Consider the following 25,799-nt stretch of genomic DNA (forward strand, 5'->3'; position numbering starts at 1 on the left):
TATACTAGTTTTCACCTTCTTTCTTTTAAATAATTTTATGTACATCAAAAATAAAAAAACCAAGTCCTCGAAAACGAGAACTTGGAATTTGATAATTACTCACACATTTAATAGCTTAGTTTCTTCTCCGTTCTGAAATTTATCTTTGTTAAAATTATATCTCTTCTCGATATAAATTTTGTGCCAGATAATAAAAGAAAGTGCAGTCCACAACTTTCTGCTATTATCCCTTTTTCCTTTTTGATGGTCATCCAATAGAGTCAATAAATACACTTTGTTAAATAGATAATCAGTATCGCTCTCAATGATCAAAGAATAAGCCCAATCAGACAATTCATTCCGCAGCCAATGGCGTATAGGGACCGGGAATCCTAACTTCTTTCTAGTTAGGACAGAGTCTGGTACGATACCTTCCATTGCTTTTCTTAATATATACTTGGTCGTTTGATTCGTTATTGTTTTTGAAGGATCAAGCTTTGACGCAACCTTAAACACTTCCTTGTCTAAAAAGGGGACTCGTAACTCTAACGAATTAGCCATGGTCATCTTGTCGGCTTTTACAAGTATATCCCCCCTCAACCAGGTGTGTAAGTCAATGTACTGCATTTTATGAACATCGTGTAGATGCTGAATGTTTTGGTACAACTCCTTTGTAACGTTCTTATAATTCCATTTACCTTGATAGTCTTTAAGAAGCTCTTTCTTTTCATGTTCTGTAAACATCTTTGCATTTCCGATATATCGATTTTCTATGCTAGTTGTTCCTCTCTCAATAAAGCTTTTCCCACGTGTCCCATCAGGCAAGATTTTGGAAAATGTGTTTAGCCCCTCTTTTATTCCTGATGGTAAATTATTAAAATATCTTAATGAGTGAGGTTCCCTATAAATATTATATCCACCGAACAGTTCATCTGCTCCTTCACCAGAAAGCACAACTGTGACATGTTTTTTAGCTTCACGTGCAACAAAAAACAGAGGCACTAATGCAGGATCTGCGACAGGCTCGTCCAGATGCCAAATAATTTGAGGCAGATGTTCAATGAACTCTTCAGAACTTACAACATAATGTATGTTTTCAACCCCGAGATCTGAAGCGGTTTCTTTTGCTAAGTCGATTTCGCTATATCCTTCACGATCAAAACCAACCGTGAAAGTTTTAATCTTGGGGTTAAATTCTTTCGCTAATGCAACAATACTTGAAGAGTCTATTCCGCCAGATAAAAATGCTCCAACAGGCACATCACTCCTCATATGCATCCTTACTGAATCTCTCAATACATCTCTAATATTTATAACTTCTTCCTCGAATGGTTTATTTATTGGGTTAAAACGAGGTTTAAAAAAAGCTTTCTTTTTCATTTTTTGACCGACTTTTTTAATAAAATAATGGCCTGGATCCAACCTTTTTATTTGGCTTGATAATGTGTGTGGTTCAGGTACGAACTGATAAGTGAGGTAGTAGTGTAACGCCTCTTGATTAAAACTACCTCCACTTGCAGCAAGAAGGATGCTTTTCTTCTCGGATGCACAATATAATTCATCTTCATTTTCATAATAAAAAAACGGTTTAATACCAAAGTGATCTCTTGCACCAAACAGTTCGTTTTTCTCTTTATCCCAGATTAAAAAACTAAACATTCCCCTTAAATCATCTACAGCCCTTTCACGTTTTAGGCTGAATAACGCAAGTATAACTTCCGTATCTGAATCAGTTTTAAAAAATAGTCCTTTCTGTTCTAAATCTTGTTTTAACTCAAGGTAATTATAGATTTCATCGTTAAAAGTTATCCAATAACGATCGTCTTCATATCCCAAAGGCTGTTTCCCGCTGTCTAGATCAATGATACTTAACCTTCTAAAACCTAGTCGTATATGTTGGTCAAAATAATACCCCACATCATCAGGTCCTCGATGCGTAATAATATTTGTCATGTTCATAAAATTATTTACTTCTTTATTTGTTTCTTGTAACGTATTGTTTTTTAGATAACCGATAAAACCGCACATTGTAAATACCCCCTATTGGTTAATGCATTAAGTTATTTTTAAAAGAAGAATCCCCTGTTGTTATATCGAGATAATTCATTTCCTGTAATCGAAGTGCCATAAACTTTAGTAGATTTGTTATAACAGAAAAATATGCATAAATTATGAAGTTTTTCCACTTCTAGCTAATAAAATAACAAGCTATCGATTTAATCGATAGCTTGTTATTGAAATGATGATATTCACTTAGCAATTGATTCAGAATAGACTGTTGAATAGAAGAATTAAAGTTTAAATATCTTCCCATTTATAACCTAATCCCCAAACAGTTTTAAAATATTGTTCAATGGGAAACCCTGCTTTTCTAAATTTTTCTCTGATATTTCTTACATGAGAATCTATTGTTCTACCTTCTGTTTCAGATTCCATTCCCCAAATGATTTCAATTAACTGCTCTCTATTAAAAACTCGACGCGGGAACTTAATTAATAAGTAGATCATTTCAAATTCTTTAGGTGTTAAGATAATCGGCTGGTTGTTATAGGAAATATAATGTCGTTTCTTTTCAATTACTAAACCCTCTATTCCAAATTCAATATCCGTTTCTTGCTGTGATCTTCTTAAGACTGCTTCAATTCTAGCTAGTAAAATTTCCTCATCAAAAGGTTTTGTAATATAGTCATCTGCTCCAAGTTTTAGACCTTTCACTATATCTAATTTTTCGTTTCTTGCGGTTAACATAATAATAGGGACTTGAAGCCATTCTCGAATTAATCGGATTGTCTCCCAACCATCTAAATCGGGCATCATCACATCTAGCAAAACTAAATGAATGTGCTCTTTTTTAATTATTTCAACAGCCTCATTACCAGAAAAACACTTAATAATTTCATAATTATAAGGCTTTAAGTAAAGAGCGATAAGTTCAACCATTCTTTCTTCGTCATCAACGATTAATATTTTTTTCATTGCTTATCCCCTTTTTAAAAATACAGAAATCGTCGTACCTTTTCCAACTTGACTAGACACAGTAATTTTACCATCATGTTGTTCTACGATTTCTTTTACAATTGCCAAACCTAATCCAGAACCACCTTTTTCTCTAGATCGTGATTTCTCCACACGATATAACCGGTCCCATATTAACGGCAAGTCGTTCTCTGGGATACCTTCGCCCTCATCTTTAATTTGAATCTGTATGAATTCTTTATGACCGATAAGATTAATATTAACCGTAGTATTCTCTAGAGAAAACTTCATCGCATTATCCAATAAATTTAATAAAACTTGTGATATTCTCTTCTCATCAATGTCCAGTATATAATCACCATCAGAAGAAAATATTAAACTGATATTCTTTGAAAAAAATGCAGGCTTAATGGTATTAAGTACTTTCTTAATCAAATGTGAAATCGCTACTTTTTCTTTTTGAATAACAAATCTCGTTTGATCCATTTTTGCTAGTTCAAACAAATCTTCAATAAGTTTCGTTAAATTCTTTGATTCCTCATTTATAATCGTTAAGTATTTGACCTTTTCTTCCTCTTCAATATTAGGTCTTCTTAGAATATTTGTATAACCTGTAATGTAAGTAAGTGGGGTTCTCAGCTCATGCGATATATTTGCTAAGAATTCTTTCCTGTCTCTTTGAAGTCGATTTAAATCATCTGACAAAGAATTAATTTGAAAAGCTAACTCACCAAGTTCGTCTTTTCTATCAATATCTAAAGAAACTTTATGGTAACCCTCACTCAATTTTTTTGTTGCTTCCTTCATTTTTATTAGTGGTCTTGTAATAGTTTTAGAAAGAAAACTCACCGTTATTATTAGAATGATTAGTGAGATAAGGCTTATTTTAATAAACTCATCAACCAGATGATCGTTCATTTTTTGAATAAATTTTGTATCGAGAAACATATATACAAGTGCAACGTGTTTTCCATTTATCACTATTGGTGATACGGATGCAAAATAAGCTTTTTCTTTCCAATCATTTTGTATTAAAAACCCATGATGGCTCGGAGTAATACTTTTATTCAAAATTTCTTTCATTTTAGAGTCTATATTACTCGAGTTTATTAAAATTTTTTTATCGCTCCCCATGACTACAACTTTTGTTTTTGCTTTAGATTCCATTAAAGCGACATGATGGAGGGTAACATCATCAAATTTCTTCTCAAGAACATCTCTGTGATTATTGCCGCGAGAAACGAGTTCCTGCGTCTCTTCCTTTATTCGACTATCTAATAGGCCTTGGTATAAGATAAAAAACAGTAAAAATTCAATTATTAACATGATAACTAAAATGATTAACCCTAATTTGATTGAGATCCTCATAAATCCCTCCTACTAGGACCAATATACAAATGTATCAAAAATGACTACTATAATCATTAAGCCCCCAAATAACATTTGAATGGTTTTCGCCATTTTTTTACTCCTCTTTAATAGCACTCCTGTTAGTCCACAGTACATAATCAATGTAAGTAATAATAAGAATGGAACAGAAGTTCCTAATGCGAATATCCCGGGTAGGATAATTCCATATGAAGACGATAAGACAAGTGGCATTAATAAGCCAAAAAAGAGTAAAAACATAGTCGGACAAAACCCTAGTGTGAATATTATGCCTAATAAAAAAGAAGATCCGTTTCCATTTATTTTTTGAAAGAACGATCTTTTAATTAGATTTAAATTCCAATTCATTTTTATTATTCCCAATAAATACAATCCGATAAATATTACAAATGGGCCAGTTACCTTTCTAATTATAGGAAAAAGAGCCGTTAAACTTTGTTCAAATGTTTGACCAAACAACCAAACTAATAAACCAAAAAGACTAAATACAAGGACTTTTCCAGATAGGTAAGCAACCACTTCTTGCCAAACTTTAAGATCTTGTATAGAACGGTTCCCATAAAACATCATTGTACTTATATTCCCTGTTAATTGACATGGAGCAGCAGCACCCAATACACCTAAAAGAAAGGCGGCCAGAAGTGGTATCCCTTGATTATTAAAATAAAGGCGGCTTAAAGGCTCATTTAGTTGGCTGCTTAATATATTAAAAAAGTCTACATATTCTCACTCCCCTAATAACATTACCGTACAAATGTGAAGAAATTATGCATTTTGAAACGAACAATTGAACGACAACAAAGCTCCAAATTTATTTATTATGAAGATAATGTAATAGGAAGAGTGCTGACTTGAAAGAGACCCCATTCAAAACCATCAATAGAATGGGTGTAATCTTGAAGTAATTTGAATCGATGACATCATTTAATCATGTAACTTATAGAAAGATTAAGAGGTTTGCCACTCTCCTATTCATTATTAACCGTTTTTGTATCCTCTGTCTTCCAATAAAATTCGCTGAAAACTTCAGCAAATGCTTCGGAAGTATTAACAAGTTCTTCCATGTTATTATCTATACCTCCCATTTCAATTAAAAAGGCATTATTCGTCAAATCTTGATTATAAATTCCATTACCTTCATTTTTTCTTTTAATAACGATCCCCCTGCTTAAATTCGGATATTTTTTTTCTAACATCCTGTTAAGATTCTCAGCTGCTTGGAGATTTCTTTCATACCCAGGATGTTCTTTTCCTACTACGAAAAATAAGCGGGCATATGACTTATTCTCAATATTAATGGTTGTAACTTTTCTAGGTTGCGAGTCTCTGTGCATATCGATCAAGTAGGTAATTTCTTTTTTTTGTGCAAGAACTTCTTTCACAGATTCCCTAGCAAGGACATAAGCATTTCCTGTACCCCAATTTTTTGCTTTTAATTCTTCTCCCACATTTGTTGTATCATGAGATACTCCAATTCCTCTTTCTTCAAGATCCTTCTTAAGAAGATTACCGATGGCAATTATATTTGTCTCGGGATTAGAACTGTTATATGTTCCGTTATTCGATAAAGATTTAAATGCTTCATAGCTATGTGAATGATAAAGATGAACAACTTCTCTAATATTAGTTTCAGGATTTTCAATACGATTGTTTTCTTTGTTATCTTCTGAAGGTTTACTATCTCTTAAGATTTCATAGATAGGAGGTGTGGATTCAATTGGTAAAGTAGAATAATCTGTACCTTTACCAGCTATATAAATCTCTGCATCATACAAAGCAAATCCTGGAATCTCTGAACCTAGTAAACTTCGTGGATCTCCAGGACGTAGGTTAGTTGCAAACTGTATCAAAATTGAAGAGAATTTAGGCGGTTTACTTTCTTTTGGAAGTGTTTGAGTAAAATAACGATTTTCCGTACCCATTGCATAAACAAATCCCTCTGCAGCATAATCTTTTAACCACTTTTGTGTGATTGATGAAGAAAGTAATCCATTTTTCACTAGGAGGGAAGTTACCAAAAAGACAATAACAAAACTTAAAATAATCGAAAATACCAGTGATACTAACAGATTTTCACTTTTACTCATACAATCCCCCTGTTGATATTTACTTTTGAACTCTATTAATTTAAATTGTCTCTACTTAATCAATATTCGAATCTTGTTTTTTTAGACATGGTTTTAATAGAAAATATATTTTTTCGCTACTAGATTGTAAGATACAAAGCAATCCCACTTCTTGTTTTTAATCATGAAAAAAGATGCCAAAAAAATCAGCATCTATTCATTCTTGTTAATTTGATCTTTTCAATAGTTTATTTAGTAGATTCATTCCTATGAACCTGTACCATATAGAGGTAAACAAAGCAGTAAATTACTCTCCAACAACATGTCGAATATTTTTGTGTTTTACTACGATAAAGCGACAAATTTTTCCTGAATCAATATGGTATGTTTTATCTTGCAAGTAAATTAATCTAGCGGTTACATCGCAAGATTACACCATACCTACATAAAAAGGAGATTAGGAAAATGAAGAAGAAGTTAGCGGTTCTTTCGATGTGCTCTGCTCTATCATTCTCTCTTTTTGCAGGAATAAACGAACAGCCTGCAAAAGCTGAGGAAGCCAGCTCCTATTATTTACTCACTTACAAAGGCAGCATCCCATCAGATTTTGAAACCAAGATCCAGCTTGCAGGGGGAACAATCGAACGTGTCATCGAAGAGATCGGCGTCGTTGAAGCCAGGTCGTCAGATCCTGATTTCTTGTCTGACATTAAAAAGGACAAGAACGTTCAAGCAGCAGATGAGGAACTTTCGGTCTACCTTGAAGAAGAACTGAATCCAGCAGACGGCAAACCGATCACTTCTATCCCGCAAGATGCTCCGAACTATTACGACTATCAGTGGGATGTTAAACGGATTACGAATGATTTTAAGTCTCACGATATAAACCCTGGAGACCATGATACCGTTGTAGGTGTTATCGACACAGGCCTTGATTTTAACCACCCGGATTTAAAAGCGAACGCAGACCTTGCAGGAAGTAAAACCTTCGTTCCTGGAACCACGGATGCGTGGGATCAGAACGGACACGGAACTCACGTTGCAGGCTCTATCGCGGCTAACGGAAAAGTACTCGGAGTCGGTCCAGAATTGAAAGTTCGCGCCTACCGAGTCTTCGGTGCCGCCGGTGGTGCTCAGCAATCCTGGATCACAGACGCGATCGTAGCTGCGGCGAACGATGGAGTCGAAGTCATCAACATGAGTATCGGCGGTTGGCGCTGGATGGCTCACAACTTGGATGAAAAAGGCGACTCGGCATCGATGGTAGCGTATCACCGTGCAGTTCAGTATGCGACACAAAAAGGAGTAACGGTTGTTGTGTCTGCGGGGAATGATTCCCGTAACTTAAACAGTCTGCATGACATGCAATCCTATTGGAAGGAACGCTACGGACTGGATATCAAAGGACCGTCTCGTGTTGTTCCCGCTCAACTTCCAGGTGTCGTTACCGTTTCTTCATCTAATCAATGGTCTACTGATTCCATAGCGTTCTACTCAAACTATGGAAGCGTGATCGATGTAGCTGGTCCTGGTGGAGACAACGGTCCAGTCTATGATGGGCTTTTCCGTCAAGACCCTAAAGGCGATTACTTGAACAAACGAGATTTCCTATATCGCACGTTGTCTACTTGGCCGACATATCTGCCTAACAATTCTTTAACACCTAATCTTAATGGCTACGCTTTATTACATGGAACGTCCATGGCTGCTCCAAAGGTTGCTGGAATTGCTGCTGTTATTAAAGCGGAACATCCTGAATATTCTCCTGCACAAGTTCAAGCAGTTCTACGCAAAACAGCTGAAGACTTTGGTAAGCGTGGACAAGATCCTCTTTATGGAGCGGGAGAAGCAAACATCTATAATGCATTAACTGAATAGAAACCCTTAGACCTGCATGAAGTTTAATGCAGGTCTTTTTATTGCTTTAATGAGGTTAATTATCTTAAATAATCCTTTTTTCTTTTTCTACTGAATTAAACTGACCTCGTTCACTTAATTCAAGTTAGCAATCATGTAACATAAATACGAATTATTACCTCCATAACTTGCACAAATGAAATTATATAGTTAAAATATATCTTGTAAATCGTAATCATTTCGTTTTATAAACTTGAATGGAAAGGTGAATAACGAATATGAATAAGATACCTGTTACGGTATTAAGTGGATATTTAGGTTCGGGCAAAACGACATTGTTAAATCATATATTAGCGAATAAAGAAGAACGAAAAGTAGCTATTATCGTCAACGACATGAGTGAGATCAATATTGATGCCTCATTGGTCAAAAAAGGAGGATTCACACGAACCGATGAGAAGCTTGTTGAAATGCAGAATGGTTGTATTTGCTGTACTCTTCGAGAAGATTTAATTAAAGAAGTTGAAAAACTTGCTCAATCCGGAGATATTGATTACATCGTGATTGAGTCGACAGGGATTAGTGAGCCAGTCCCTGTTGCTCAAACCTTTACTTATGTGGATGAGGAACTAGGTATAGATTTATCTGCATTTTCTATCCTTGATACGATGGTGACGGTTGTTGATGCAAATCGATTCTGGCATGATTTTGCCTCGGGTGAAAGCTTGCTAGACCGCAAAGAAGCAACAGATGAAACAGATACAAGAGAAGTGGTCGATTTACTCATTGATCAGATTGAGTTTGCTAATGTTATCGTCTTGAACAAAACTGACTTAGTGGAGCAACATGATGTTCACGAGTTAAGAGACGTTCTCATAAAACTCAATCCTGAAGCACGCATTGTTGAAGCAAGTTATGGTCGTATTCCCCTTGAGGAAGTCATGAATACAAAGCTGTTTAATTTTGAAAAATCAAGCCAGAGCGCAGGATGGATAAAAGAGTTAAATAACGAACATATTCCTGAAACGGAAGAGTATGGCATCTCTTCTTTCGTTTATAGAAAGAGACGTCCTTTTCATCCTGAACGTCTGATGACATGGCTAGAAAACTGGCCCGTAGATGTTGTTCGCGCAAAAGGTTTCTTTTGGCTGGCTTCACGTAACGATACTACAGGTCTAATCTCACAAGCTGGATCCTCTATTATTATTCAGGCTGCTGGTGAATGGGTTGCTGCCTACCCTGAGGCAGAACTTCAGCAAACGTTAAAAGAAGAACCAGAATTACTAAATAAATGGGATGACATCTACGGTGACCGTATGACGGAAATTGTAATGATAGGTATTGATATGAACCAAAAAAAGATTGAAGAAACCTTGGATTCTTGTCTTTTGACAGATACCGAAATGAACGAGGATTGGTCTTTACTGGCAGATCCGATTCCCTCATTTGAAACTGTTGGTTAATCATTAATTATAAACAAAAAGAACAGAGAGAGCTTTCTGTTCTTTTTGTTTATTCAAGTATACATTTTATATTCAGATCGCTTGGAGGATACGAGATACGGCTCTCCTCGCCCCTGCTATATTTCTTGCTACTGGCCCAATTTCAAGTTCGGCTAGAGGTCCCATCACGAAGAGTTCCTCTCCCCATTCTAATGTAGCTGGGCTAACAATTGGATATCCGCATTCTGCACAATGAAGTCTTTCCTGATTGATCGTATTCTCTAACCAATCAATTCCAGGCGGCGCAGAATGGAAACCTGTTGCTAATATGATAGTTCCTGTATTTTGAGTTAAGCCCGACTGAAAATGCATAGTATTTGTATCTACTGAGAAGGATGTCACTTCATCTTTGACTAATTGGATCTTCCCTTCTTTTTCAGCTTTCCTTAGACGATGATAAAGTTCTTTGGTTATAGAACCTTTATGCCTCGCCTCAAAAATCATTTTCCTTCTACTTTGATAGTCTTTGGTTTTCTGAAAGTTTTCCATATACATAGGTCCTTGCCATCCAGGATCAGAATCAAAAGTATGAATTTGTAATTCTTTTCGGTAGATCATAGTAACTTCTCCAGGAAACAACGTCATTAACTTTAAAGTCAAATGAGCTGCAGTTATCCCTCCTCCAACCACAGTTACTGCAGGGTCTAGTTTATTGAAATCGGGTATATCTTTTTGAAATACATGATGTATACTAGCTTTCTTTACCTTTGCTTCATAAGCCCATTCCGGCCAAAAGGGGTGTTCGCTTAACCCTATGGCCAGCACAATTTTTTCACTTTTATAAGACTTACCTTCATCTGTCCGGACAACCCAGTGATTTTTATTTCTTTCCAAACCGTTTACAGAACTTTGTTGCCAACAGTCCATCAGCTCCACCTCATCAATTAACGACTGACAGTGATGATTAAACATTTCTAAGGATGGCCGGTCATAATAACCATAGAAATGACCTTTGTTATAATCCTCTCTCTTTAAAAATTTTTCTAAACTAAACGGATTCAAATCTAGATGATGTACGGACGGTGAACGTAAATATGGCATTGATATTGTTTCCGTACACCTTGTCCAATTTTGTAATGGTTTGGCATTTTTATCAATAATCATTAAATCTTTTTTCTTTATCTTTTGCGTCTTTAATAAATGAACAGCTAATGTGCAGCCTTGTATTCCACCACCAATAATGATTAATTTTCCCATCAAAAAACTCCTTTTACAAATGATAATATAATTAAATCGTAATCATTACGATTTTTAAAGTTGATAATAGATAAATGTTAATTACAATAATTCCCGAATTGGTTGAAATATGTATAACTATTTTATTTATTACCTTGAATGGTAATAATGCATACGAACATGCATCCACTGTTTGGGACTAATAGGCGAACTGTTCAAGAAGACTTACAATTTATTTTTTCTACTAAAACGAGAAATCCAACTAAGAGTCCTACTAATTTTTATCGAAGGTAACGGTAATGGATTTAAAAAAAGCAAGGCAAATTACATTTACAATGAATGAGATTTAAGGAAATGAAATGGAAGAAGTGTTAAAGGAATACATGAGAAATCAATTGAAAAATTGAAAATGGATACTGGAATTATTCTTTGATGCATACAAAATGACTTAGTTTTCAATTCAATGAAGCCCTTTAAAGCTCTTTTTAAAGGCTCTATCTAATTTTCAAAATTAATTTCAAATAAAAATTAGTGCACAAATTAGTGCACAGACGTATTTTATTCTATTGGTTTAAATTGTTTTATGTTTATTCCGAATTTCTAAAAACCCTTATAAAATAAGACTTATTTAATCTTATTGAATCTGAATTAACTCAGTTTCATTTCTGGATTTCCTCTGGCAGCCAAAAGGTCAGCGGTTCGATCCCGCTAGTCTCCACCATACATAACAGCCAAAAACCCTTGAGGATTCAAGGGTTTTGTTTTTTACTAATTAACAAATTCCCACCATTAAAGATTTTTTATTTGTTTAGTTCACATTTGGTTCACCCTTATCATACTAAAGCCGCTATTTTAAATTTCATTTAATAATTTAAACCAGTTGATTCTCATATGCCTTTAAATTAAGATAAATAATTTTTAAGATAGGTGATTCGATTTGATATTCGTTAGCTAATTTTAATAGATAGCCTTGTAAATGATCTACTTCTATCTGAACTCCTTTTTCTATATCTCTTAGCATTGAGGATTTCATAGTTCTTGACATTTTTTTTATTTTCAATAACTGATTTTCTTCAACATTATTAGGCATAGGTACATCATGTGCCCGCATTATGTGTGCAATTTCTTTAATTAAAGCTGTGATAACTTCTAAGCCTTTATTATCCTCTCTAATAAATCCAATACTAGAACGGAATAAAGTAGTAATTCCTGAGAAACATGCGATAAAGAAATATTTAGCCCACATGTCCCTTAAAATAAAATCACTACTACGAATTGAAGATTTTGTGTTAGAGAATATTTTCTCTAAATGTCGTACTTTATCTGAAGTTCCGCCCGATAATTCACCAAATACTAAGTCATGAACAGAACTAGTTTGAATAATTACATTATCTTCGTTAGTTGTAGATTCAATAAAACATAAACCTCCCATAATTTTATTATTCGGAAAGGTTTCAAGTAGTACATCAAGCTGGCTAATACCATTTAACAATGGAATGATAATTGTATTATGACCTACGAAACGTTTAAAATCCTCAACTGCTTTAGATAAGTGATATGATTTAGTACTAATTAGAATAACATCAAAATCGTTTGAAGGATTGTTAGCAGTTATGGTTTTTGGGGAAAAAAATATATCACCATGTATGCTTCGAATACTTAAACCTCTTTCATTCAATAACATTTGTTTGTTTCTTCTTACCAAAAATGTAACGTCCACCCCGCTTTCGTACAATCTCGCCCCAAAGTAACCCCCTACCGCTCCGGCACCAACTACTAATACTTTCATTCTATCCTCTCCTTAATGTTTCAAATTAGTTTTTGAATTGGTTCACTTATTTCTCTTTTAAGTAACGCAATTTCATGCTTATATGGAGCATCTTTATATTTTATTTTCCCTATGGATGGGGTTTCCAAAAGTTTTGTTAATTGAGGGTGATGAACAAATATAGTCAAGAGCTTGTAAGCCGATACACCCATGTCTATTTTTATGTCTATCTTTTCTAGATCCCCTTTTATTTTTCGAATCAATTAACTATACTATGTTCAAATATTTTCCGTTCCGGTATAGATCAAAAATGTAGACGCTCCATAAGATGCTGCTTCTTCACTAGCTTGAAGTAACATCTTTTTTCCACCCATTTATACGTGTGAACCAATCAGTTTCTAGGATGTTCCTCCAATAAAAAGCATATGAAAAGTACATTTTTGGAGTTTTTACTCCAAAAACTAGTTAAAAAAAGCCTATATGTAAGTTTGTTAAATATTCGCCTTAATTTTAAACAAATAACTACCGGTACTAATTATTCATAAGTTATTTATGCTTCTATACGGCTAATTTATCACACTTTATTAAATAAAATCGGATTTTTTTGGAGTGTTAACTCCATTTTATATTAATCAGATCTTATACACTATTTATTGGAATGTCAACAAATTTTGAGATATAATACAGTAATGAACACATCAATAAATAAATCTAATAAACCAAAACTTACAAAAAAAGGCCAAGAAACTCGGACTCGAATTATTGTCGCGGCTGCAGAATTGATGTATGAACAAGGTGTAGCCGGTACTACAATAGAAGACGTTCAACAAAAAGCAAAAGTAAGTGCATCACAGCTGTATCATTATTTTAAAGAAAAAAAAGAGTTAGTAATGGCAGTTATTTCATACCAATCTTCCAGAATAATTGGAAACCATAGTCGGTACCTTACTGATCTTGACTCCTTTGAAGCTCTATATGCATGGAGAAATTTCATTGTAGATATTCAAATTAAAAAAAATTGTGAAGGAGGATGCCCCCTAGGCGCACTTGCAAGTGAATTAGTTGAAACTGATACAGAAGCGCGTTCAGAAATTAATTCCAGCTTTTTAGAATGGGAAGATAGTATACGAAACGGTTTACGCTTTATGCTTAATCGTGAAGAATTAAATTCAAACGCAGATCCAGATAAACTAGCACTTGCACTCCTAACAGCTCTTCAGGGAGGTCTTTTGTTAACTCAAGTTAGGAGAGATCCCGGCCCAATCATTACCGCATTAGATACAATGCTTGAACACATAAAATCATTTTCAAAAGATAAATAAATAATTCATATTAAGTTTATAAGGATTGGACTGCTGAAGGAGAGCAGGTGCCAATCTTTTATTTTTATACTTAACTAATCATTCGATACTTTTCCATATCTTAAGCCACCAGCTGTAAAACATAAAAAGGACCCCCGATGTTCAGTTTCTAGAAGATCACCATGATGTGTGTACATCGTGGTAATTCTGCTGGTACGGTTTTAGGTTTTTTTATGCTTTCCGGATTCATGTACTCTCGGATCTATAACTAAAAAAGCTACCAACTTCTCCTCTTACGGCCCAATTTACTCCATATACTTTATCCTGTTGCATTTTTTTGGCTAATCTAAAACCTACTTGTTTAATTTCATCTATTAGTTAACTACCCGAATTATTATATTCTTTATTTAGTTTACTGATTCATGAATAATCAAGAATTTTCTTTGACAAAATAATAAAAGAAATTGAGCCTTTAGGGGGTATAAAATGAACGTAAATGAATTAGGTTTCCTTTGGTACTTACGATCAAGTTCAAACATGATGAATTTTTTATTGAAATATCTTAGTGAAACTTCTGAGGATACCGATTTAAGGAATATTTTAAATGAAATATATGAAATCTCTACATTTCAAGAACAAGAGGCTACTCAATTATTATCTGAGAGAGGTTATAAAGATACACCGTTCTTCAGTGAAGAAGATATTTATAGTTCAACAACAAAGCTATTTTCAGACCAATTAATTATAGAGATCTTAAAGCATATAACGAGTAATGGATTGCGAGCGCTTGTTGTTCAATATATTGATTTAACAGATTATAAAGTAAAAAATTTTTATAAAAAAATACTTAATGATGTAATTCAATTAGATTTTTCTTTATTAAAATTGCTTAATGATAAAGATTTATTACAAAATAATTCCTTCTCTTACAAAAAAGCAGATGAAAGGGATGGGAAACTATTCAAAGTTGCATCAACTCAAAAACGGCCACTTAATGCGGTAGAATTGGCAAATATGTTCAGTGCCCTTCAATGTAACAATGTTGGAGTTGCACTTTGTACCGGTTTTTCTGAAGTCGTAGAGGATATGGACACAAAGAAATTTATACTAGAAGGGAAAAAGTTAGCATTTTATCAATCAGCCTCTTTATCCGATATCTATAGAGAAAATGGAATTCCAACTACAACTGGACTAGAGGCTCACGTTAATAAAGTAAAGGAATCACCTTTTTCAGATAAATTAATAGCAAACTTAATAATGTTCCTAAATCCAGTTAGTATAACTAATCTACAAACTGCAGTGGTATCCAGTTATAAAAAGGATCATATAGAGTCTATAAAGGAACTAATCAAGATGATTGAAAACTATTCAGAGAAAGGGCTGAAGTTATTAATAAGGAAAAATTGGTTTAATGAACCACCTGTGTCTAATTGGTCACATAAATAGAAACTATGGCAGGTACTAATCAAGAAATAGAAACTTCTCGGCACATAGGCCAGTTACTCGAATTCCATAAGCGACACTCGCCACTTTTCTATTAAGTGTTATTCAACAACTGTGCCTTCAATAGAATAGGGAATGATTATTTGTTCCCTTCCGATAGCTTTCTATATAATGAAGCCCTAGACACATTTGTAATTTCACATATTTGATAAAATGGTCTCGCTAGATTCTTTAAGACCATTAAAAGTTCCTTAACGTTGTTAAAATCGGGGAAATCGTCAGGAAAATTTACTTAGCGTTGTAAATCCGCATTTTCCTAAGCTCCCCCATTTACAACTCGTCACCTGATATGATTCCTCTATTATGAAATACATCTTAATAATCTCAATTGAACAGCCTACTAACGAAGGCTTCAATCTTAGTGAGCTAAAAGGAAATGAAGGCAATCAGAACTATTTACTTCCATTAGCTGTCGACCTACAAGACGGAAGCTGCAAAGTTGTTATTTGGTGCCGTGTTTTCAATGTAGATTTTGGGTCTGCTATATTACAATTACAATAAAATCTGACATGAAAAGAAGACGCAAAGGCGAACCTCAGCGTCTTTCTTTATGAACATGATATGAAAGTAGATTTCGATTACCCCTCCTCCACCTCATATAGTTCCTTAGCTAAAACTGTATTAATTTTTAATGGCTTTCTTGTAATGACTTGTTCCTTATCTAATTCTCCTAAAAATAAACTAACGGTTTCTCTTGATGACCCGATCATACTTGCGATATCATGCTGGGTGATTTTGACCCCAACCGTTTGCCATTCCCCACTTCTTACACCAAAACGGTTACTCAACTGCATGAAAAGTAAAAGAATTCGATATTTGACCTCTTTATAAGCAATGCTTTCTGTTATTTGGTACATCTCTTTTAGCTTCGAAGTCAAGATGGTTATAAGCTTTAACGAAATATCAGGATTTTGACGAAGAAACTCTTCAAATCTCTCCTTTGTTAACGTACAAACAAATGAATCAACCATCGTTTCTGCATAAATATCAGACTCTGTTATTGAAAAGCTTGATGTTTCTCCAAACACATTTCCCTCACTTAAAAGATCAACCGTGAATTCCTTTCCAGTAGAAGACACTTTATATAAACGAACCTGCCCCTTTTTTAAGAAAAATAACGCCCTTATTTGTTGAGTCGGACTTAAGATAATTGTACCTTTTTTAATAGGAGCGGTTAGCGTCACTTCGTCTATTTTCTTTAATTCTTCTTCCGGTAGCTCATCTAGTAAATTAATTTGTGAAAGAAGCCTAAGTTTTTCCATGTCTACACTCCTTTGTTATACCGTTTCATAATTATTTCATAATCAATCCACTCATTATTTTCCTCTAAAACTGGTAGCCCAGTACTTGCTAGATTCTGGTTTAGTAGGTTACACAAATTTCTTGACAGACTCTGGACGGCCGAGGCAGAGCCTTGTATAACATCTTCACAGAGCGTCTATGACGCTCATTCAAATATGAGGAAGTCTATCTCTACGACTACCAAACCCCAAGAGAAGCTAGGCAAGGGATAGCCCGATATTTCCAAATGTAAAATTTTGAACGTCATCATCAATCGTTGAAATACACAACGCCGGCTGCTGTTTTCAACACTTGAAATTTCCCCCCCCCCTCGGGGGGGGGCATTCCCCTTAAAGGATTAAAATAAATGCACTTATAAAAACTAAAAACCGTGTTTTGACGACGGGGTCCACCTTATGGTGTACAATTGATTAAGGGTATGTACAGATTTTTTTATGTTTCTTCAAGCTGATATTTTAGATATTTATTGTGCGTATACCTTACAAAAATTTTTTCTAGTATTAATAAAATTCCTTATTCTTTTACTTGCTTCCTCAATCTGATCTATAGACTGTGTCATAGCAATTCGTACATATTCGTGATTTTTTTTGCTCTCATTAACAAAAAAACTTCCAGGTAAAACTGAAAGTGGACCTACAACTTTTTTCGTATTTACACCAGAACCTTTTTAGGTCCGTTAAGTTCTAATTGATAAAAAGCTAAATTAAGCCATTTATTGAATTTAAAACCTGCCTTTCTTATTGTACCTGAATAAACAAAGCCAAAGTTTTTATGCATGGCAATGCTTTCTTCATTTGCTTCATCGATTCCAGCAATTAAGGTCATATACTCACTTTCATTGGCAATAGCGATTAGTTCTTTCATTAAAGAAGTTCCAATTCCTTTTTTTCTGTATTCCTTATCTACATAAACAGAATGTTCAATTGAATATTTATAAGCGGGCCATGCTCTAAAATGACCGAATGTCGCAAATCCAACCACTTTATTATCTTGTTCGCATACTAATATTGGGAATCCTTCAACCCTCTTTTGTTCATACCAAATTTGTCTGCTTTCGAGCGTTTGGGCTTTATAGGCGTATACAGCAGTAGTATTGAGAATGGTATCATTATAAATGTCTAAGATGTTCATTAAATCTTTTTGAGTTGCTTCCCTTATCATTTTTTTCTTCCTTTCATAATAAATTTGTTTCTCTCCATATATTTTAGAACTCTACATACAGAACGTAAAATTGAACTTTTTAACCCCTTGCTATAGGATAAAGTTATAGCAAAAACATATAAGGGAAGGTGCGAACATGACGCCCCAACAATTTCGATACATAGTGGAGATTGCCAAGCATAATTCTATTAGTAAAGCTGCTTCTGCACTTTACGTGACGCAACCCAGTATCAGCAGAGCGGTGCGTGAACTCGAAACAGAGTTAGGGATTACTATTCTCGATAGAACGAATAAAGGTGTTGTCTTCACAAAAGAAGGCACAGAGTTATTATTTTACGCAAAAACGCTTCTAGAACAAATGGAGTCTGTTGTCCATCATTTTAACAAAGAGAAAACAATGAACTTAACAAAGTTTTCTATTTCATCTCAACATTATGGTTTCGCTATAGAGGCTGTTGCAAATTTAATGGATTATTTTGCCGAGCGGAACTATGAGCTTACGATTCGAGAGGATAAGACATTTGATGTGATTGATGACGTGTATGCAAGCAGAAGTATTCTTGGGATCTTATTTCTGACCGATTTAAACAAGCATTTTTTTGAGCGTTATTTCACCTCAAAGCAACTAACGTTTACTCCCATTGCTTCATTGAAACAGCACGTCTTTCTACGAAAAGAGCATCCTCTGGCTCATCTCGAATGCATAACCTTGGATCAGTTAAGGGACTATCCATATCTGACCTATCAGCAGGACGACATGTTGCTACATTTTGCGGAAGAAGCCCTGAATGTAGACAATATCGGGAAACTAGTTTATCTCAAAGATAGAGGGGCAATGAATAATCTCCTGTCAAATACAGATAGCTACAATCTGGGAACAGGCTGTATCGTACATAATTACATGAATCCCAATATTATCTCTATTCCATTGGAAGAAAGCAATATGATTGAAGTGGGATTGGTGAAACGAAACGATGTGCATTTGCCAGATGAGGTTCTGGTATATATTAGCTTTTTAAAATTAGCTTTGAAAAAATCTATGCCGAAGGAAATATAAAGTAAGTGTAGATTTGGCACTCTGCGGTTGTTTTTCCTTTCTTATATATTTTCCTCGTGTTTGGTTTGAAGTTAGTTCGAAAGTCAATTCACCGTCAATATGGACTTATTTCTCAATTAGCACTTACTGGGTATGACTACAAGATTGTAAAGAATTACACTTAAACTAAAGGGTGCTTTAGTTGAAGAAGAAATAAATGAGGACCACAAATATCTATATGTGGTCCTCAGGCTTCGAGAAACTCTAGACAGCTTATGTTTCACTCATAAACTTCACCTATTTACCGCGTTAATATTTAAGCGTATCATAAGTAAGTTAAATTACAATTGTTAATATTTTGAAAACAAAGAGAAAGAGGATGTTTGAACTGTCCGAAATGTAGAAAGGGTGTTTTGGAACAAGCAGCATTTGTTGAGGCTGATACTTCCCAGAGTTTTTCTGCTTTTATTCTATAAAAAACAAACTCTGCTTCATTCTGAGAATCTTTTTTAGGCTTATACATTTAGGCACGCCATTTTTTAAACTTAGCTGCAACAAATATCTTTATGGTGTTAGGCCTATTCCCTTTCCTTATTCTGCTTATTTTACATCCTTCATCTTATAGAAAGTCTTAAGACTTACTTTCAGTATCTTAAAGATACCAAGATTATCTCAAATGATCCATTCTCCCTTTAATCCTCATAATGTATCAGGTTTAGATCTTCAAAATTGGAAAGGTAATATTAGCGTATTTGTTATCGCTGATACTTCCGCAGTCAACTTCCACTTCTTCGTATTCTTTACAAATGTTTTTCATTCGTTCAATCTCATTTAACACAGTAGGATGGTTAAATAATGACATCGATTTATTCCTCCTTGTGGCGCCTCCTCTTTAAGTTCTAAATCAACAAAAAACTTTAATGCTACAGCAAGTAGAAGAAATATTAATAACGTTACTAAATACCCACTCTTATTTTTCATCTTCTTCTAATCCTCTTTCTATCAATATTCTAACTAGAAATAATCTTAGCTAATATATCCTATTAAGCTGTAGCAAAATATAAGCTATTACACCTCTTCAGTTTCGCTCACTTGGATAAAATTTCTTTACTAAGAAATAGGAAAAAATATGGACAATTATAGCAGGTACAACATTAAAAGGGTTCCATTAAATAATAAATTTATGAAACCAAATGTGTAAGCACTCAAAATAATTAATGGTAAGAATTTTTCTTACAACATGGGACTCCTCCTTTCCTTTTTTTAATCAATTATTCCACCCATTTATTGTATATAGTTATTTCATCTATATTTCGAACAGACATAATCGTTCCCTTTATAATAGGAGTCGTTAATGTCACTTCATCTATTTTTTTAATTCATCTTCTGGCAGCTCATCAAGTAAATTAATCTGTGAAAGAAGCTTTAATTTATCCATGTCTTTCACCTCACTTTTATATCGTTTCATAATCATCTCATAATCTAACCATTCGTCATTCAGCTCTAGTACTGGTAGCCCGTTATCTACCGTTAGTGACCTCCCTATATCAAGGTTATCAAAAATATTAATCACTATCACATCTATTCCTAGCTTGAAAAATAGCTTTATCACTTCTTCACATTTACAACAGCTGGGCAAAATATATAAAGTCATATCCTCCTCACTCTTCCTTTTCTTCATTATTTGTCTGTCATCTGGATACAAATTGCCTTCCTATTACTATTCATTATTTTACACATTAAACTTAAAAGTAAATGTAAGGCGGCTTACAGTAGTTTTCAAGAGTAGGAGACATAATGATAGTATCCATTATGAGAGGAGAACCAAAAATGAGATTAAATACTGAATTAAGTGTTATCTCTAGAGAATTTAAGCAGCTTACCCCATTTGAGGCGATGCAGGCATTTGAACGTTCCATAAAAGAGACACAGGAATCAGGGTTAGTCATTGGGATCGCAGAAGGCGAGAAAACAAAGGACTTCACATTAAAAAATCACCTTAGCGAGGACATTAATTTATATGAAGAGCTGGAAAAAGGTCCAATCATGTCTCGTTTGGAGCCTTATGACATTTTCCGTGCTTTAAGAAACCTATAAGTTATAGCAGCCCTAATAACAGGGCTGCTTTTCATTTTTTTTATTAATCTAACCCACACATATCCTCTGACTGCTCTTTCGAATTCTCCCTCACTTCTCGGATAACCGACCAAAGGGAATCGTAGGCTGAATCCGGAAACTCTTGCATCAGTTCTATTAGTGAACCACAACCCTTTGAAAGACCATTTAGCCTAGCAGCTAAGGTTGATTCAACTAGTGACTCCTTTTCCACATGTAGCTCCTGCCACTTCTCATAGACCGGTTTCCACCTCTGAAGGTAATACTTTTGATGACGAAGGTCTGCTTCGTAAAATGAATGTAGGGGCTCTACAGAGGTATAGCTGTTCCCATGGATATGCTTAATCTCTTCTAGTTTTTGAAGCATTTCACTCTTCTGCTCTTCGTTTTCAAACAACAATAAAGATCGATACTTCATGGAACGAGGTGCTCTCGTTGTATTATGTTGCTTAAAAAATTGATTTACGATTTGCTCTAAGCTTAAAAGCTCTGCGTTAAACTGGACTTGTAAAACCTCCGTGTAGTCCAACGTGTTTTTCGAGGACGGTTGACCTTCTTTTCCACCTGCGTACCCGACTCTCGTTCTAAGAATCCCTGAATGGTACCCAAAACGCGCCTCAGGCCCCCAAAAACAACCCATTCCAAATGTTACGGTATCCAATCTCATCACCTCAAAAAAAATACAAATCAGGGCAAATCGATTACGAGATGCCTGATTTGTATCATCCTTAATTTTTATATTCTAGCTTCATATACGCCGTATAAATTTGACTGTTGCTTTTTAGAATAAACGTGGATGTATTTGGATTATAGTCCACTTTTAGATCTTCATCAAATAAATGGTCTGACTTATGTCCCAGTAGGACTGGTTTAAAGTTGGTTGAAAGGAATTTTTCGTTAATTTCTGCACTCAGTTCCTTCATCCCAATAAACGTTACCCAATCTGCTCCAATGGAGCATCCACCCAGGCTAGGATTTAACTGATACGCCTGTGCGGGCTCCTGACTAAGTCTTTCCATTGCTCTTTCTGTAAATAGAACGTTCATGATGTTGTACTCCCTTCTTCCATATTTAGCACCAGCCAAGGTCACAGCCCACCACATAGGCTTTAGGATGATCATCTCGTAAATGCTCTATCAATCTAAATATATTTCCGTCTTCTTCTGTAAAGCCTTGAATCAATTCTAACTTACCCTGTTTTTCTGGAGTAATAGAAACCCTTCCAATCAGTACTTCTTTCATGTATAATTCTATCTTTCCTTCTTTTAAAACTGTTCTAATTTGCTCCGTCACTTTAATCTGATTCTTCATTTTATTTCCTCCCACTCTTTTATTTTACTTATTAGTCCTTACAGGTAAGAGTATAGTGGAAAAATTAAAAGAAAAATGTCAGTTGCATTACAGATTAGCTATTACATTGCCCACATACGTAATAGGAAGTTGGTTGACCAAAACCAATCACAGCTGTGATAGATGGAGCAAGAAAAATCTTCGAGGGCTGCCTGATCCATCCAGCTTCTCGATATACCCACATCACAATTGCCATTACTGCCATTTCAGGCAAAATCACTTCATGGTCTTTTAACATCTCCGAAACCGTCACCATCGCCAGGATAAAAAAGAAAGAGATCACATAGGAAATGATCGTTTGTTTCTTTGAAACAACTGTATTCAAGGACAACGCTCCTTTCTTTAAATAAGAAAACAAGGGTGAAGTCTTCACCCTTGGGAATTCATTATTAACACAGACCTAATCCAGCATTTTTTAACACATCAATTTCGATACCATTCGTGCTCACTAATTTCCCATTGATTGCAACTGCTGAAACGGATTTAACTCCAGAGGCTTTCGCTTTTGCTAGCCCCCTCTTCCTTTTTCTAAATTGGGTAAAAAACATGCAGATCTTTAATAAATCGATACAAATCATAGACATTCGGAACCATCAAATGATCTGATTATTTTCCCACATCCGGATAGCGGCTCTCCCGGGTTTCATGAAACGTTCCACTTCTAGCCGCCTTCAGTGACTCGCCCAAGGCAAACACAGAAGCGCCCAGCAAAACGATATCCTTCAACAGAAATTGACCTGGCGCCGCAGAAATGGCTGGGAAACCAAGGCTCGTCTCAAAGACACCCGGCGTGGAGACCATGAAACTCAGGGTCGTCAGAAATAGAATGCAGGAAAGAAACGCTCCAACAGCTGACAGCTTTGCAGACACAAAGCGGCTAAGAATGAGTATGCCGACTAATAATTCTAATATGCCCAATAGAGAAGAAAACGTACGAATTGAAAAATAGTTGTAAAGCCATCCAAGTACCGGGCTGTTGCTTACAAGGGGGGCAATCTCCATCGCTTCGTAAGCCGTGAATTTCATCGCGCCAATCCAAATATAAACGATGGCCAGTGCAATAAACAAACCCTTTGTTCCGATGATCTCAATTTTTTGACCGAAAGCTTCAGATAACTTGAACATGAACGTTTCCTCCTCCGCCATTAGCGATAGTAAGTTTGTTATTTACCGAAAGGCTAAAAAAATGTTCCTCCATTTTTCCCTCGGACCCATGCATTTTTATCTGTCGTATTTTTTTAAAAAAATTATGCTCGACAGCACCTTCACAAACACTACAACCCGCTGTAAATACTTCGATTAATCTTTTGGCCACTTTAATTCACTCCTTTTGATAATTTTTTTAAAATCGGACACTGACTTTTTGGAACTCCAGAACCAGGGCATTTTTCAACCAAACCTTCTAACAAGAATTTCATTTCGTTGAAATCACGAATCTTTTTATCAATTTCCTCAATTTTTCCTGTTGCAAATTGGAGCATTTCTTCTGAATGAAATTCTTTATCCCCGTTTGATGCAGCTAGTAGATCTTTAATTTCTTCCAAAGTAAACCCTAGATCCTGAGCTCGTTTAATAAACTCAATGTCTTGAATTACTTTATGGGGATACATTCTGTATCCCGCATCACTTGCGGGTGGTGTCAGCAACGAAATGATACTACCCCGAAACGATGGTTACTTCTCAATGCTTTTTTAGGCTTAGATATGCTTATTTAATGCTTCCTCAAGTGCTTCCATAGACTTAAAACCAACCAAAGTATCTACAACCTTGCCATCTTTCATGACTAGTAGAGTCGGAATACTCATGATACCAAATTTGTTGGCTGTTTCTTGGTGTTGATCGACATCAATCTTTACAATTTTAACTTGGTTCCCCATGTCTTGATCAAGCTCTTCAAGAACGGGTGCAATCATTTTACAAGGTCCACACCAAGTGGCGAAAAAGTCAGCTAACACTATTCCATTGTTAGTTTCTGCCGTAAATGTTTGATCGGTCACGTTTAATACTGCCATCTCTTATCCATCTCCTTAAAATCTGTAATAGTCTTTTCTTACACTTACGAGTATAGTTTTTTTCTGTATTTAAAAATGTTAGATGGCTAACATTTAGTCATTATATTTAAGAATTATTAGTGGCAAAATTTTATCAATACAAAAAACATCTCCTCCGTTCGAAGAGATGTTCATTTTCTCATTTAGCTTTTTAATTTTTCCAAGAGCTCTTCTACATAATGCTGGACACTTTGTGCGGCAATGCTACCATCACCAGTTGCGGTTACAATTTGACGTAATGTTTTTTCACGAACATCCCCTGCCGCAAAGATACCTTCCACCTTTGTTTCCATTCGATCATTTGTCTCAATGTAGCCCATTGAATTCGTGATTCCAAGTTTCCTAAATGGTGCTGTTAGTGGAACCATTCCGACATAGATAAATACACCGTCTATAGTAAACTCTTTTTCAGCACCATTTTCCGTCGATACAAGCGTCACTGACCCTACTTTTCCATTTTGCTCATTAATGGTTTTAACGGTTGTATTAAACATAACCTCAATTTTTTCATTATCAAACGCACGTTGCTGTAGAATTTTCTGCGCTCTGAATTCATCACGTCGGTGAACAATTGTCACCTTATTTGCGAAGCGAGTTAAGTATACACCCTCTTCAACTGCAGAGTCTCCTCCCCCCACTACCACAAGGTCCTTGCCTTTAAAAAATGCTCCATCACAGACTGCACAATAAGAAACACCACGTCCGCCTAGCTCTTTTTCACCAGGTGCACCCAGCTTTTTATACTCAGCACCGGTTGTAATGATCACGGCGCGAGCTTTATATTCCTTTGAAGTGGTTTTGACCGTTTTATATTCCACACCTTCTTCAATGTCTTTAATATCTCCATATGCATATTCAGCACCAAACTTCTTTGCATGCTCAAACATCTTGTTAGAAAGTTCAGGACCTAGAATATGATCAAATCCAGGATAGTTTTCAACCTCTTCTGTATTGGCCATTTGTCCACCAGGCACTCCTCTTTCAATCATTAAAGTTGAAAGGTTGGCACGAGATGTATAAACCGCAGCTGTCATACCAGCAGGTCCAGCTCCAATAATAATCACATCATAGATTTTTTCACTCGTCATCTTATCCATCTCCTTTTTCATTTAAGCAACTTTGAAAGTCTAATATGAATTGTCTATTGTCTTACTATAGAAAGTTTAAACTAACTTGAAACATAAAAATGTTAGATGGCTCACATAAAAGATGGTTTATTTTATAAACAAAAAAAGATGTTAAAACTATTGCTTGTAAACATATCTAG

General features: G+C 35.2%; 27 protein-coding genes and 3 pseudogenes. 8 read left to right on the forward strand and 22 right to left on the reverse strand.

The window, feature by feature from the left end:
• Positions 1–99: 99 nt before the first annotated feature.
• The 5 genes from asnB to spoIIP form a co-directional block, all read right to left on the reverse strand.
• The gene (gene asnB / locus M3196_RS05820) at positions 100–2,007 is read right to left on the reverse strand and encodes an asparagine synthase (glutamine-hydrolyzing) (protein ID WP_251321271.1); all 1,908 of its coding nucleotides are present in this window, start codon (positions 2,005–2,007) and stop codon (positions 100–102) included.
• A gap of 270 nt (positions 2,008–2,277) precedes the next feature.
• A complete protein-coding gene (locus M3196_RS05825; protein WP_251321272.1) occupies positions 2,278–2,955 on the reverse strand; it encodes a response regulator transcription factor in 678 nt (225 codons plus the stop codon).
• 3 nt (positions 2,956–2,958) lie between these two features.
• Complete coding sequence (locus tag M3196_RS05830; protein WP_251321273.1) at positions 2,959–4,323, reverse strand: HAMP domain-containing sensor histidine kinase; 1,365 nt, start codon at positions 4,321–4,323, stop codon at positions 2,959–2,961.
• A gap of 12 nt (positions 4,324–4,335) precedes the next feature.
• Positions 4,336–5,049 carry a sulfite exporter TauE/SafE family protein gene (locus tag M3196_RS05835; RefSeq protein WP_338082937.1) on the reverse strand — a complete coding sequence of 238 codons (714 nt, stop codon included), beginning with the start codon at positions 5,047–5,049 and terminating at the stop codon, positions 4,336–4,338.
• A gap of 263 nt (positions 5,050–5,312) precedes the next feature.
• A complete protein-coding gene (gene spoIIP, locus M3196_RS05840) occupies positions 5,313–6,431 on the reverse strand; it encodes a stage II sporulation protein P (RefSeq protein WP_251321275.1) in 1,119 nt (372 codons plus the stop codon).
• 444 nt (positions 6,432–6,875) lie between these two features.
• Between spoIIP and M3196_RS05845 the strand changes: the two genes are divergently transcribed.
• Entirely contained in the window at positions 6,876–8,288 is a 1,413-nt protein-coding gene (locus M3196_RS05845) for a S8 family peptidase (protein ID WP_251321277.1), read from the forward strand.
• A 257-nt stretch (positions 8,289–8,545) separates the two neighbouring features.
• Complete coding sequence (locus M3196_RS05850) at positions 8,546–9,730, forward strand: GTP-binding protein (protein WP_251321278.1); 1,185 nt, start codon at positions 8,546–8,548, stop codon at positions 9,728–9,730.
• A gap of 72 nt (positions 9,731–9,802) precedes the next feature.
• Here M3196_RS05850 and M3196_RS05855 read toward each other — a convergent pair whose 3' ends face one another.
• Both M3196_RS05855 and M3196_RS05860 read right to left on the reverse strand, forming a co-directional pair.
• On the reverse strand, positions 9,803–10,966 hold the full coding sequence (locus tag M3196_RS05855; protein WP_251321279.1) for an NAD(P)-binding domain-containing protein: 1,164 nt from the start codon (positions 10,964–10,966) through the stop codon (positions 9,803–9,805).
• Between the two features lie 850 nt (positions 10,967–11,816).
• Positions 11,817–12,734, reverse strand: coding sequence for a ketopantoate reductase family protein (locus M3196_RS05860; protein ID WP_251321280.1), 918 nt, complete (start codon positions 12,732–12,734; stop codon positions 11,817–11,819).
• Between the two features lie 650 nt (positions 12,735–13,384).
• Between M3196_RS05860 and M3196_RS05865 the strand changes: the two genes are divergently transcribed.
• Complete coding sequence (locus M3196_RS05865; protein ID WP_251321281.1) at positions 13,385–14,035, forward strand: TetR/AcrR family transcriptional regulator; 651 nt, start codon at positions 13,385–13,387, stop codon at positions 14,033–14,035.
• Between the two features lie 225 nt (positions 14,036–14,260).
• Here M3196_RS05865 and M3196_RS22180 read toward each other — a convergent pair whose 3' ends face one another.
• Entirely contained in the window at positions 14,261–14,389 is a 129-nt protein-coding gene (locus M3196_RS22180; protein WP_425310985.1) for a DUF5694 domain-containing protein, read from the reverse strand.
• Positions 14,390–14,500: 111 nt separating this feature from the next.
• Between M3196_RS22180 and M3196_RS05870 the strand changes: the two genes are divergently transcribed.
• Positions 14,501–15,460, forward strand: coding sequence for a DUF3231 family protein (locus tag M3196_RS05870; protein WP_251321282.1), 960 nt, complete (start codon positions 14,501–14,503; stop codon positions 15,458–15,460).
• Between the two features lie 136 nt (positions 15,461–15,596).
• On the opposite strand, the pseudogene M3196_RS05875 reads toward M3196_RS05870, so the two are convergent.
• Positions 15,597–15,665, reverse strand: a pseudogene (locus tag M3196_RS05875) (helix-turn-helix domain-containing protein); the annotation flags it as partial.
• Positions 15,666–15,820: 155 nt separating this feature from the next.
• Here M3196_RS05875 and M3196_RS05880 point away from each other — a divergent pair.
• Positions 15,821–16,018: a DM13 domain-containing protein gene (locus M3196_RS05880; RefSeq protein ID WP_251321283.1), complete on the forward strand. Its 198-nt coding sequence runs from the start codon at positions 15,821–15,823 to the stop codon at positions 16,016–16,018.
• A 77-nt stretch (positions 16,019–16,095) separates the two neighbouring features.
• Here M3196_RS05880 and M3196_RS05885 read toward each other — a convergent pair whose 3' ends face one another.
• Positions 16,096–16,779: a Crp/Fnr family transcriptional regulator gene (locus M3196_RS05885; protein WP_251321284.1), complete on the reverse strand. Its 684-nt coding sequence runs from the start codon at positions 16,777–16,779 to the stop codon at positions 16,096–16,098.
• A 128-nt stretch (positions 16,780–16,907) separates the two neighbouring features.
• On the opposite strand from M3196_RS05885, the pseudogene M3196_RS22185 reads away from it, so the two are divergent.
• Positions 16,908–17,048, forward strand: a pseudogene (locus M3196_RS22185) (IS3 family transposase); the annotation flags it as partial.
• A 422-nt stretch (positions 17,049–17,470) separates the two neighbouring features.
• Here the strand turns inward: M3196_RS22185 and M3196_RS05895 are convergent.
• The gene (locus M3196_RS05895) at positions 17,471–17,980 is read right to left on the reverse strand and encodes a GNAT family N-acetyltransferase (RefSeq protein ID WP_251321285.1); all 510 of its coding nucleotides are present in this window, start codon (positions 17,978–17,980) and stop codon (positions 17,471–17,473) included.
• A gap of 136 nt (positions 17,981–18,116) precedes the next feature.
• Here M3196_RS05895 and M3196_RS05900 point away from each other — a divergent pair, with 136 nt between their 5' ends.
• On the forward strand, positions 18,117–19,037 hold the full coding sequence (locus tag M3196_RS05900; protein ID WP_251321286.1) for a LysR family transcriptional regulator: 921 nt from the start codon (positions 18,117–18,119) through the stop codon (positions 19,035–19,037).
• Positions 19,038–19,731: 694 nt separating this feature from the next.
• Here M3196_RS05900 and M3196_RS05905 read toward each other — a convergent pair.
• Complete coding sequence (locus M3196_RS05905) at positions 19,732–19,878, reverse strand: hypothetical protein (protein WP_251321287.1); 147 nt, start codon at positions 19,876–19,878, stop codon at positions 19,732–19,734.
• Between the two features lie 504 nt (positions 19,879–20,382).
• Positions 20,383–20,721 carry a hypothetical protein gene (locus M3196_RS05910; RefSeq protein ID WP_251321288.1) on the reverse strand — a complete coding sequence of 113 codons (339 nt, stop codon included), beginning with the start codon at positions 20,719–20,721 and terminating at the stop codon, positions 20,383–20,385.
• Between the two features lie 125 nt (positions 20,722–20,846).
• Between M3196_RS05910 and M3196_RS05915 the strand changes: the two genes are divergently transcribed.
• Complete coding sequence (locus tag M3196_RS05915) at positions 20,847–21,113, forward strand: hypothetical protein (RefSeq protein WP_251321289.1); 267 nt, start codon at positions 20,847–20,849, stop codon at positions 21,111–21,113.
• A gap of 43 nt (positions 21,114–21,156) precedes the next feature.
• Here the strand turns inward: M3196_RS05915 and M3196_RS05920 are convergent, their stop codons facing one another.
• From M3196_RS05920 to trxB, 9 genes and pseudogenes are all read right to left on the reverse strand, one after another.
• On the reverse strand, positions 21,157–21,792 hold the full coding sequence (locus tag M3196_RS05920; RefSeq protein WP_251321290.1) for a peptide-methionine (S)-S-oxide reductase: 636 nt from the start codon (positions 21,790–21,792) through the stop codon (positions 21,157–21,159).
• 67 nt (positions 21,793–21,859) lie between these two features.
• Positions 21,860–22,177 (reverse strand): iron-sulfur cluster biosynthesis family protein, encoded by a 318-nt coding sequence (locus M3196_RS05925; protein WP_251321291.1) that lies wholly within the window; start codon positions 22,175–22,177, stop codon positions 21,860–21,862.
• Positions 22,178–22,202: 25 nt separating this feature from the next.
• The gene (locus M3196_RS05930) at positions 22,203–22,442 is read right to left on the reverse strand and encodes a DUF2553 family protein (protein WP_251321292.1); all 240 of its coding nucleotides are present in this window, start codon (positions 22,440–22,442) and stop codon (positions 22,203–22,205) included.
• 90 nt (positions 22,443–22,532) lie between these two features.
• Positions 22,533–22,806 (reverse strand): annotated as a pseudogene (locus M3196_RS05935) (hypothetical protein); the annotation flags it as partial.
• A gap of 281 nt (positions 22,807–23,087) precedes the next feature.
• Positions 23,088–23,606 (reverse strand): YkgB family protein, encoded by a 519-nt coding sequence (locus M3196_RS05940; RefSeq protein ID WP_251321293.1) that lies wholly within the window; start codon positions 23,604–23,606, stop codon positions 23,088–23,090.
• A complete protein-coding gene (locus tag M3196_RS05945; RefSeq protein ID WP_251321294.1) occupies positions 23,590–23,796 on the reverse strand; it encodes a hypothetical protein in 207 nt (68 codons plus the stop codon). The genes M3196_RS05940 and M3196_RS05945 overlap by 17 nt, the downstream gene beginning before the upstream one ends.
• Before the next feature lies 1 nt (position 23,797).
• On the reverse strand, positions 23,798–24,127 hold the full coding sequence (locus tag M3196_RS05950) for a MerR family DNA-binding protein (protein WP_276531245.1): 330 nt from the start codon (positions 24,125–24,127) through the stop codon (positions 23,798–23,800).
• A gap of 51 nt (positions 24,128–24,178) precedes the next feature.
• A complete protein-coding gene (trxA, locus tag M3196_RS05955; protein ID WP_251321296.1) occupies positions 24,179–24,493 on the reverse strand; it encodes a thioredoxin in 315 nt (104 codons plus the stop codon).
• Between the two features lie 182 nt (positions 24,494–24,675).
• Entirely contained in the window at positions 24,676–25,629 is a 954-nt protein-coding gene (trxB, locus tag M3196_RS05960) for a thioredoxin-disulfide reductase (protein ID WP_276531296.1), read from the reverse strand.
• Positions 25,630–25,799 lie beyond the last annotated feature (170 nt).

Origin of the sequence: Fictibacillus nanhaiensis (genome assembly GCF_023715445.1) — a bacterium.
In the GTDB taxonomy this organism is placed as follows: Bacteria; Bacillota; Bacilli; order Bacillales; family Fictibacillaceae; genus Fictibacillus; species Fictibacillus nanhaiensis_D.

Coding starts and splice junctions, on each gene's coding strand:
- asnB (WP_251321271.1), bottom strand. CDS start 2,007: ATGTGCGGTTTTATCGGTTATCTAAAAAACAATACGTTACAAGAAACA.
- M3196_RS05825 (WP_251321272.1), bottom strand. CDS start 2,955: ATGAAAAAAATATTAATCGTTGATGACGAAGAAAGAATGGTTGAACTT.
- M3196_RS05830 (WP_251321273.1), bottom strand. CDS start 4,323: ATGAGGATCTCAATCAAATTAGGGTTAATCATTTTAGTTATCATGTTA.
- spoIIP (WP_251321275.1), bottom strand. CDS start 6,431: ATGAGTAAAAGTGAAAATCTGTTAGTATCACTGGTATTTTCGATTATT.
- M3196_RS05845 (WP_251321277.1), top strand. CDS start 6,876: ATGAAGAAGAAGTTAGCGGTTCTTTCGATGTGCTCTGCTCTATCATTC.
- M3196_RS05850 (WP_251321278.1), top strand. CDS start 8,546: ATGAATAAGATACCTGTTACGGTATTAAGTGGATATTTAGGTTCGGGC.
- M3196_RS05855 (WP_251321279.1), bottom strand. CDS start 10,966: ATGGGAAAATTAATCATTATTGGTGGTGGAATACAAGGCTGCACATTA.
- M3196_RS05860 (WP_251321280.1), bottom strand. CDS start 12,734: ATGAAAGTATTAGTAGTTGGTGCCGGAGCGGTAGGGGGTTACTTTGGG.
- M3196_RS05870 (WP_251321282.1), top strand. CDS start 14,501: ATGAACGTAAATGAATTAGGTTTCCTTTGGTACTTACGATCAAGTTCA.
- M3196_RS05880 (WP_251321283.1), top strand. CDS start 15,821: ATGAAATACATCTTAATAATCTCAATTGAACAGCCTACTAACGAAGGC.
- M3196_RS05885 (WP_251321284.1), bottom strand. CDS start 16,779: ATGGAAAAACTTAGGCTTCTTTCACAAATTAATTTACTAGATGAGCTA.
- M3196_RS05895 (WP_251321285.1), bottom strand. CDS start 17,980: ATGATAAGGGAAGCAACTCAAAAAGATTTAATGAACATCTTAGACATT.
- M3196_RS05900 (WP_251321286.1), top strand. CDS start 18,117: ATGACGCCCCAACAATTTCGATACATAGTGGAGATTGCCAAGCATAAT.
- M3196_RS05905 (WP_251321287.1), bottom strand. CDS start 19,878: ATGTCATTATTTAACCATCCTACTGTGTTAAATGAGATTGAACGAATG.
- M3196_RS05915 (WP_251321289.1), top strand. CDS start 20,847: ATGAGATTAAATACTGAATTAAGTGTTATCTCTAGAGAATTTAAGCAG.
- M3196_RS05925 (WP_251321291.1), bottom strand. CDS start 22,177: ATGAACGTTCTATTTACAGAAAGAGCAATGGAAAGACTTAGTCAGGAG.
- M3196_RS05930 (WP_251321292.1), bottom strand. CDS start 22,442: ATGAAGAATCAGATTAAAGTGACGGAGCAAATTAGAACAGTTTTAAAA.
- M3196_RS05940 (WP_251321293.1), bottom strand. CDS start 23,606: ATGTTCAAGTTATCTGAAGCTTTCGGTCAAAAAATTGAGATCATCGGA.
- trxA (WP_251321296.1), bottom strand. CDS start 24,493: ATGGCAGTATTAAACGTGACCGATCAAACATTTACGGCAGAAACTAAC.
- trxB (WP_276531296.1), bottom strand. CDS start 25,629: ATGGATAAGATGACGAGTGAAAAAATCTATGATGTGATTATTATTGGA.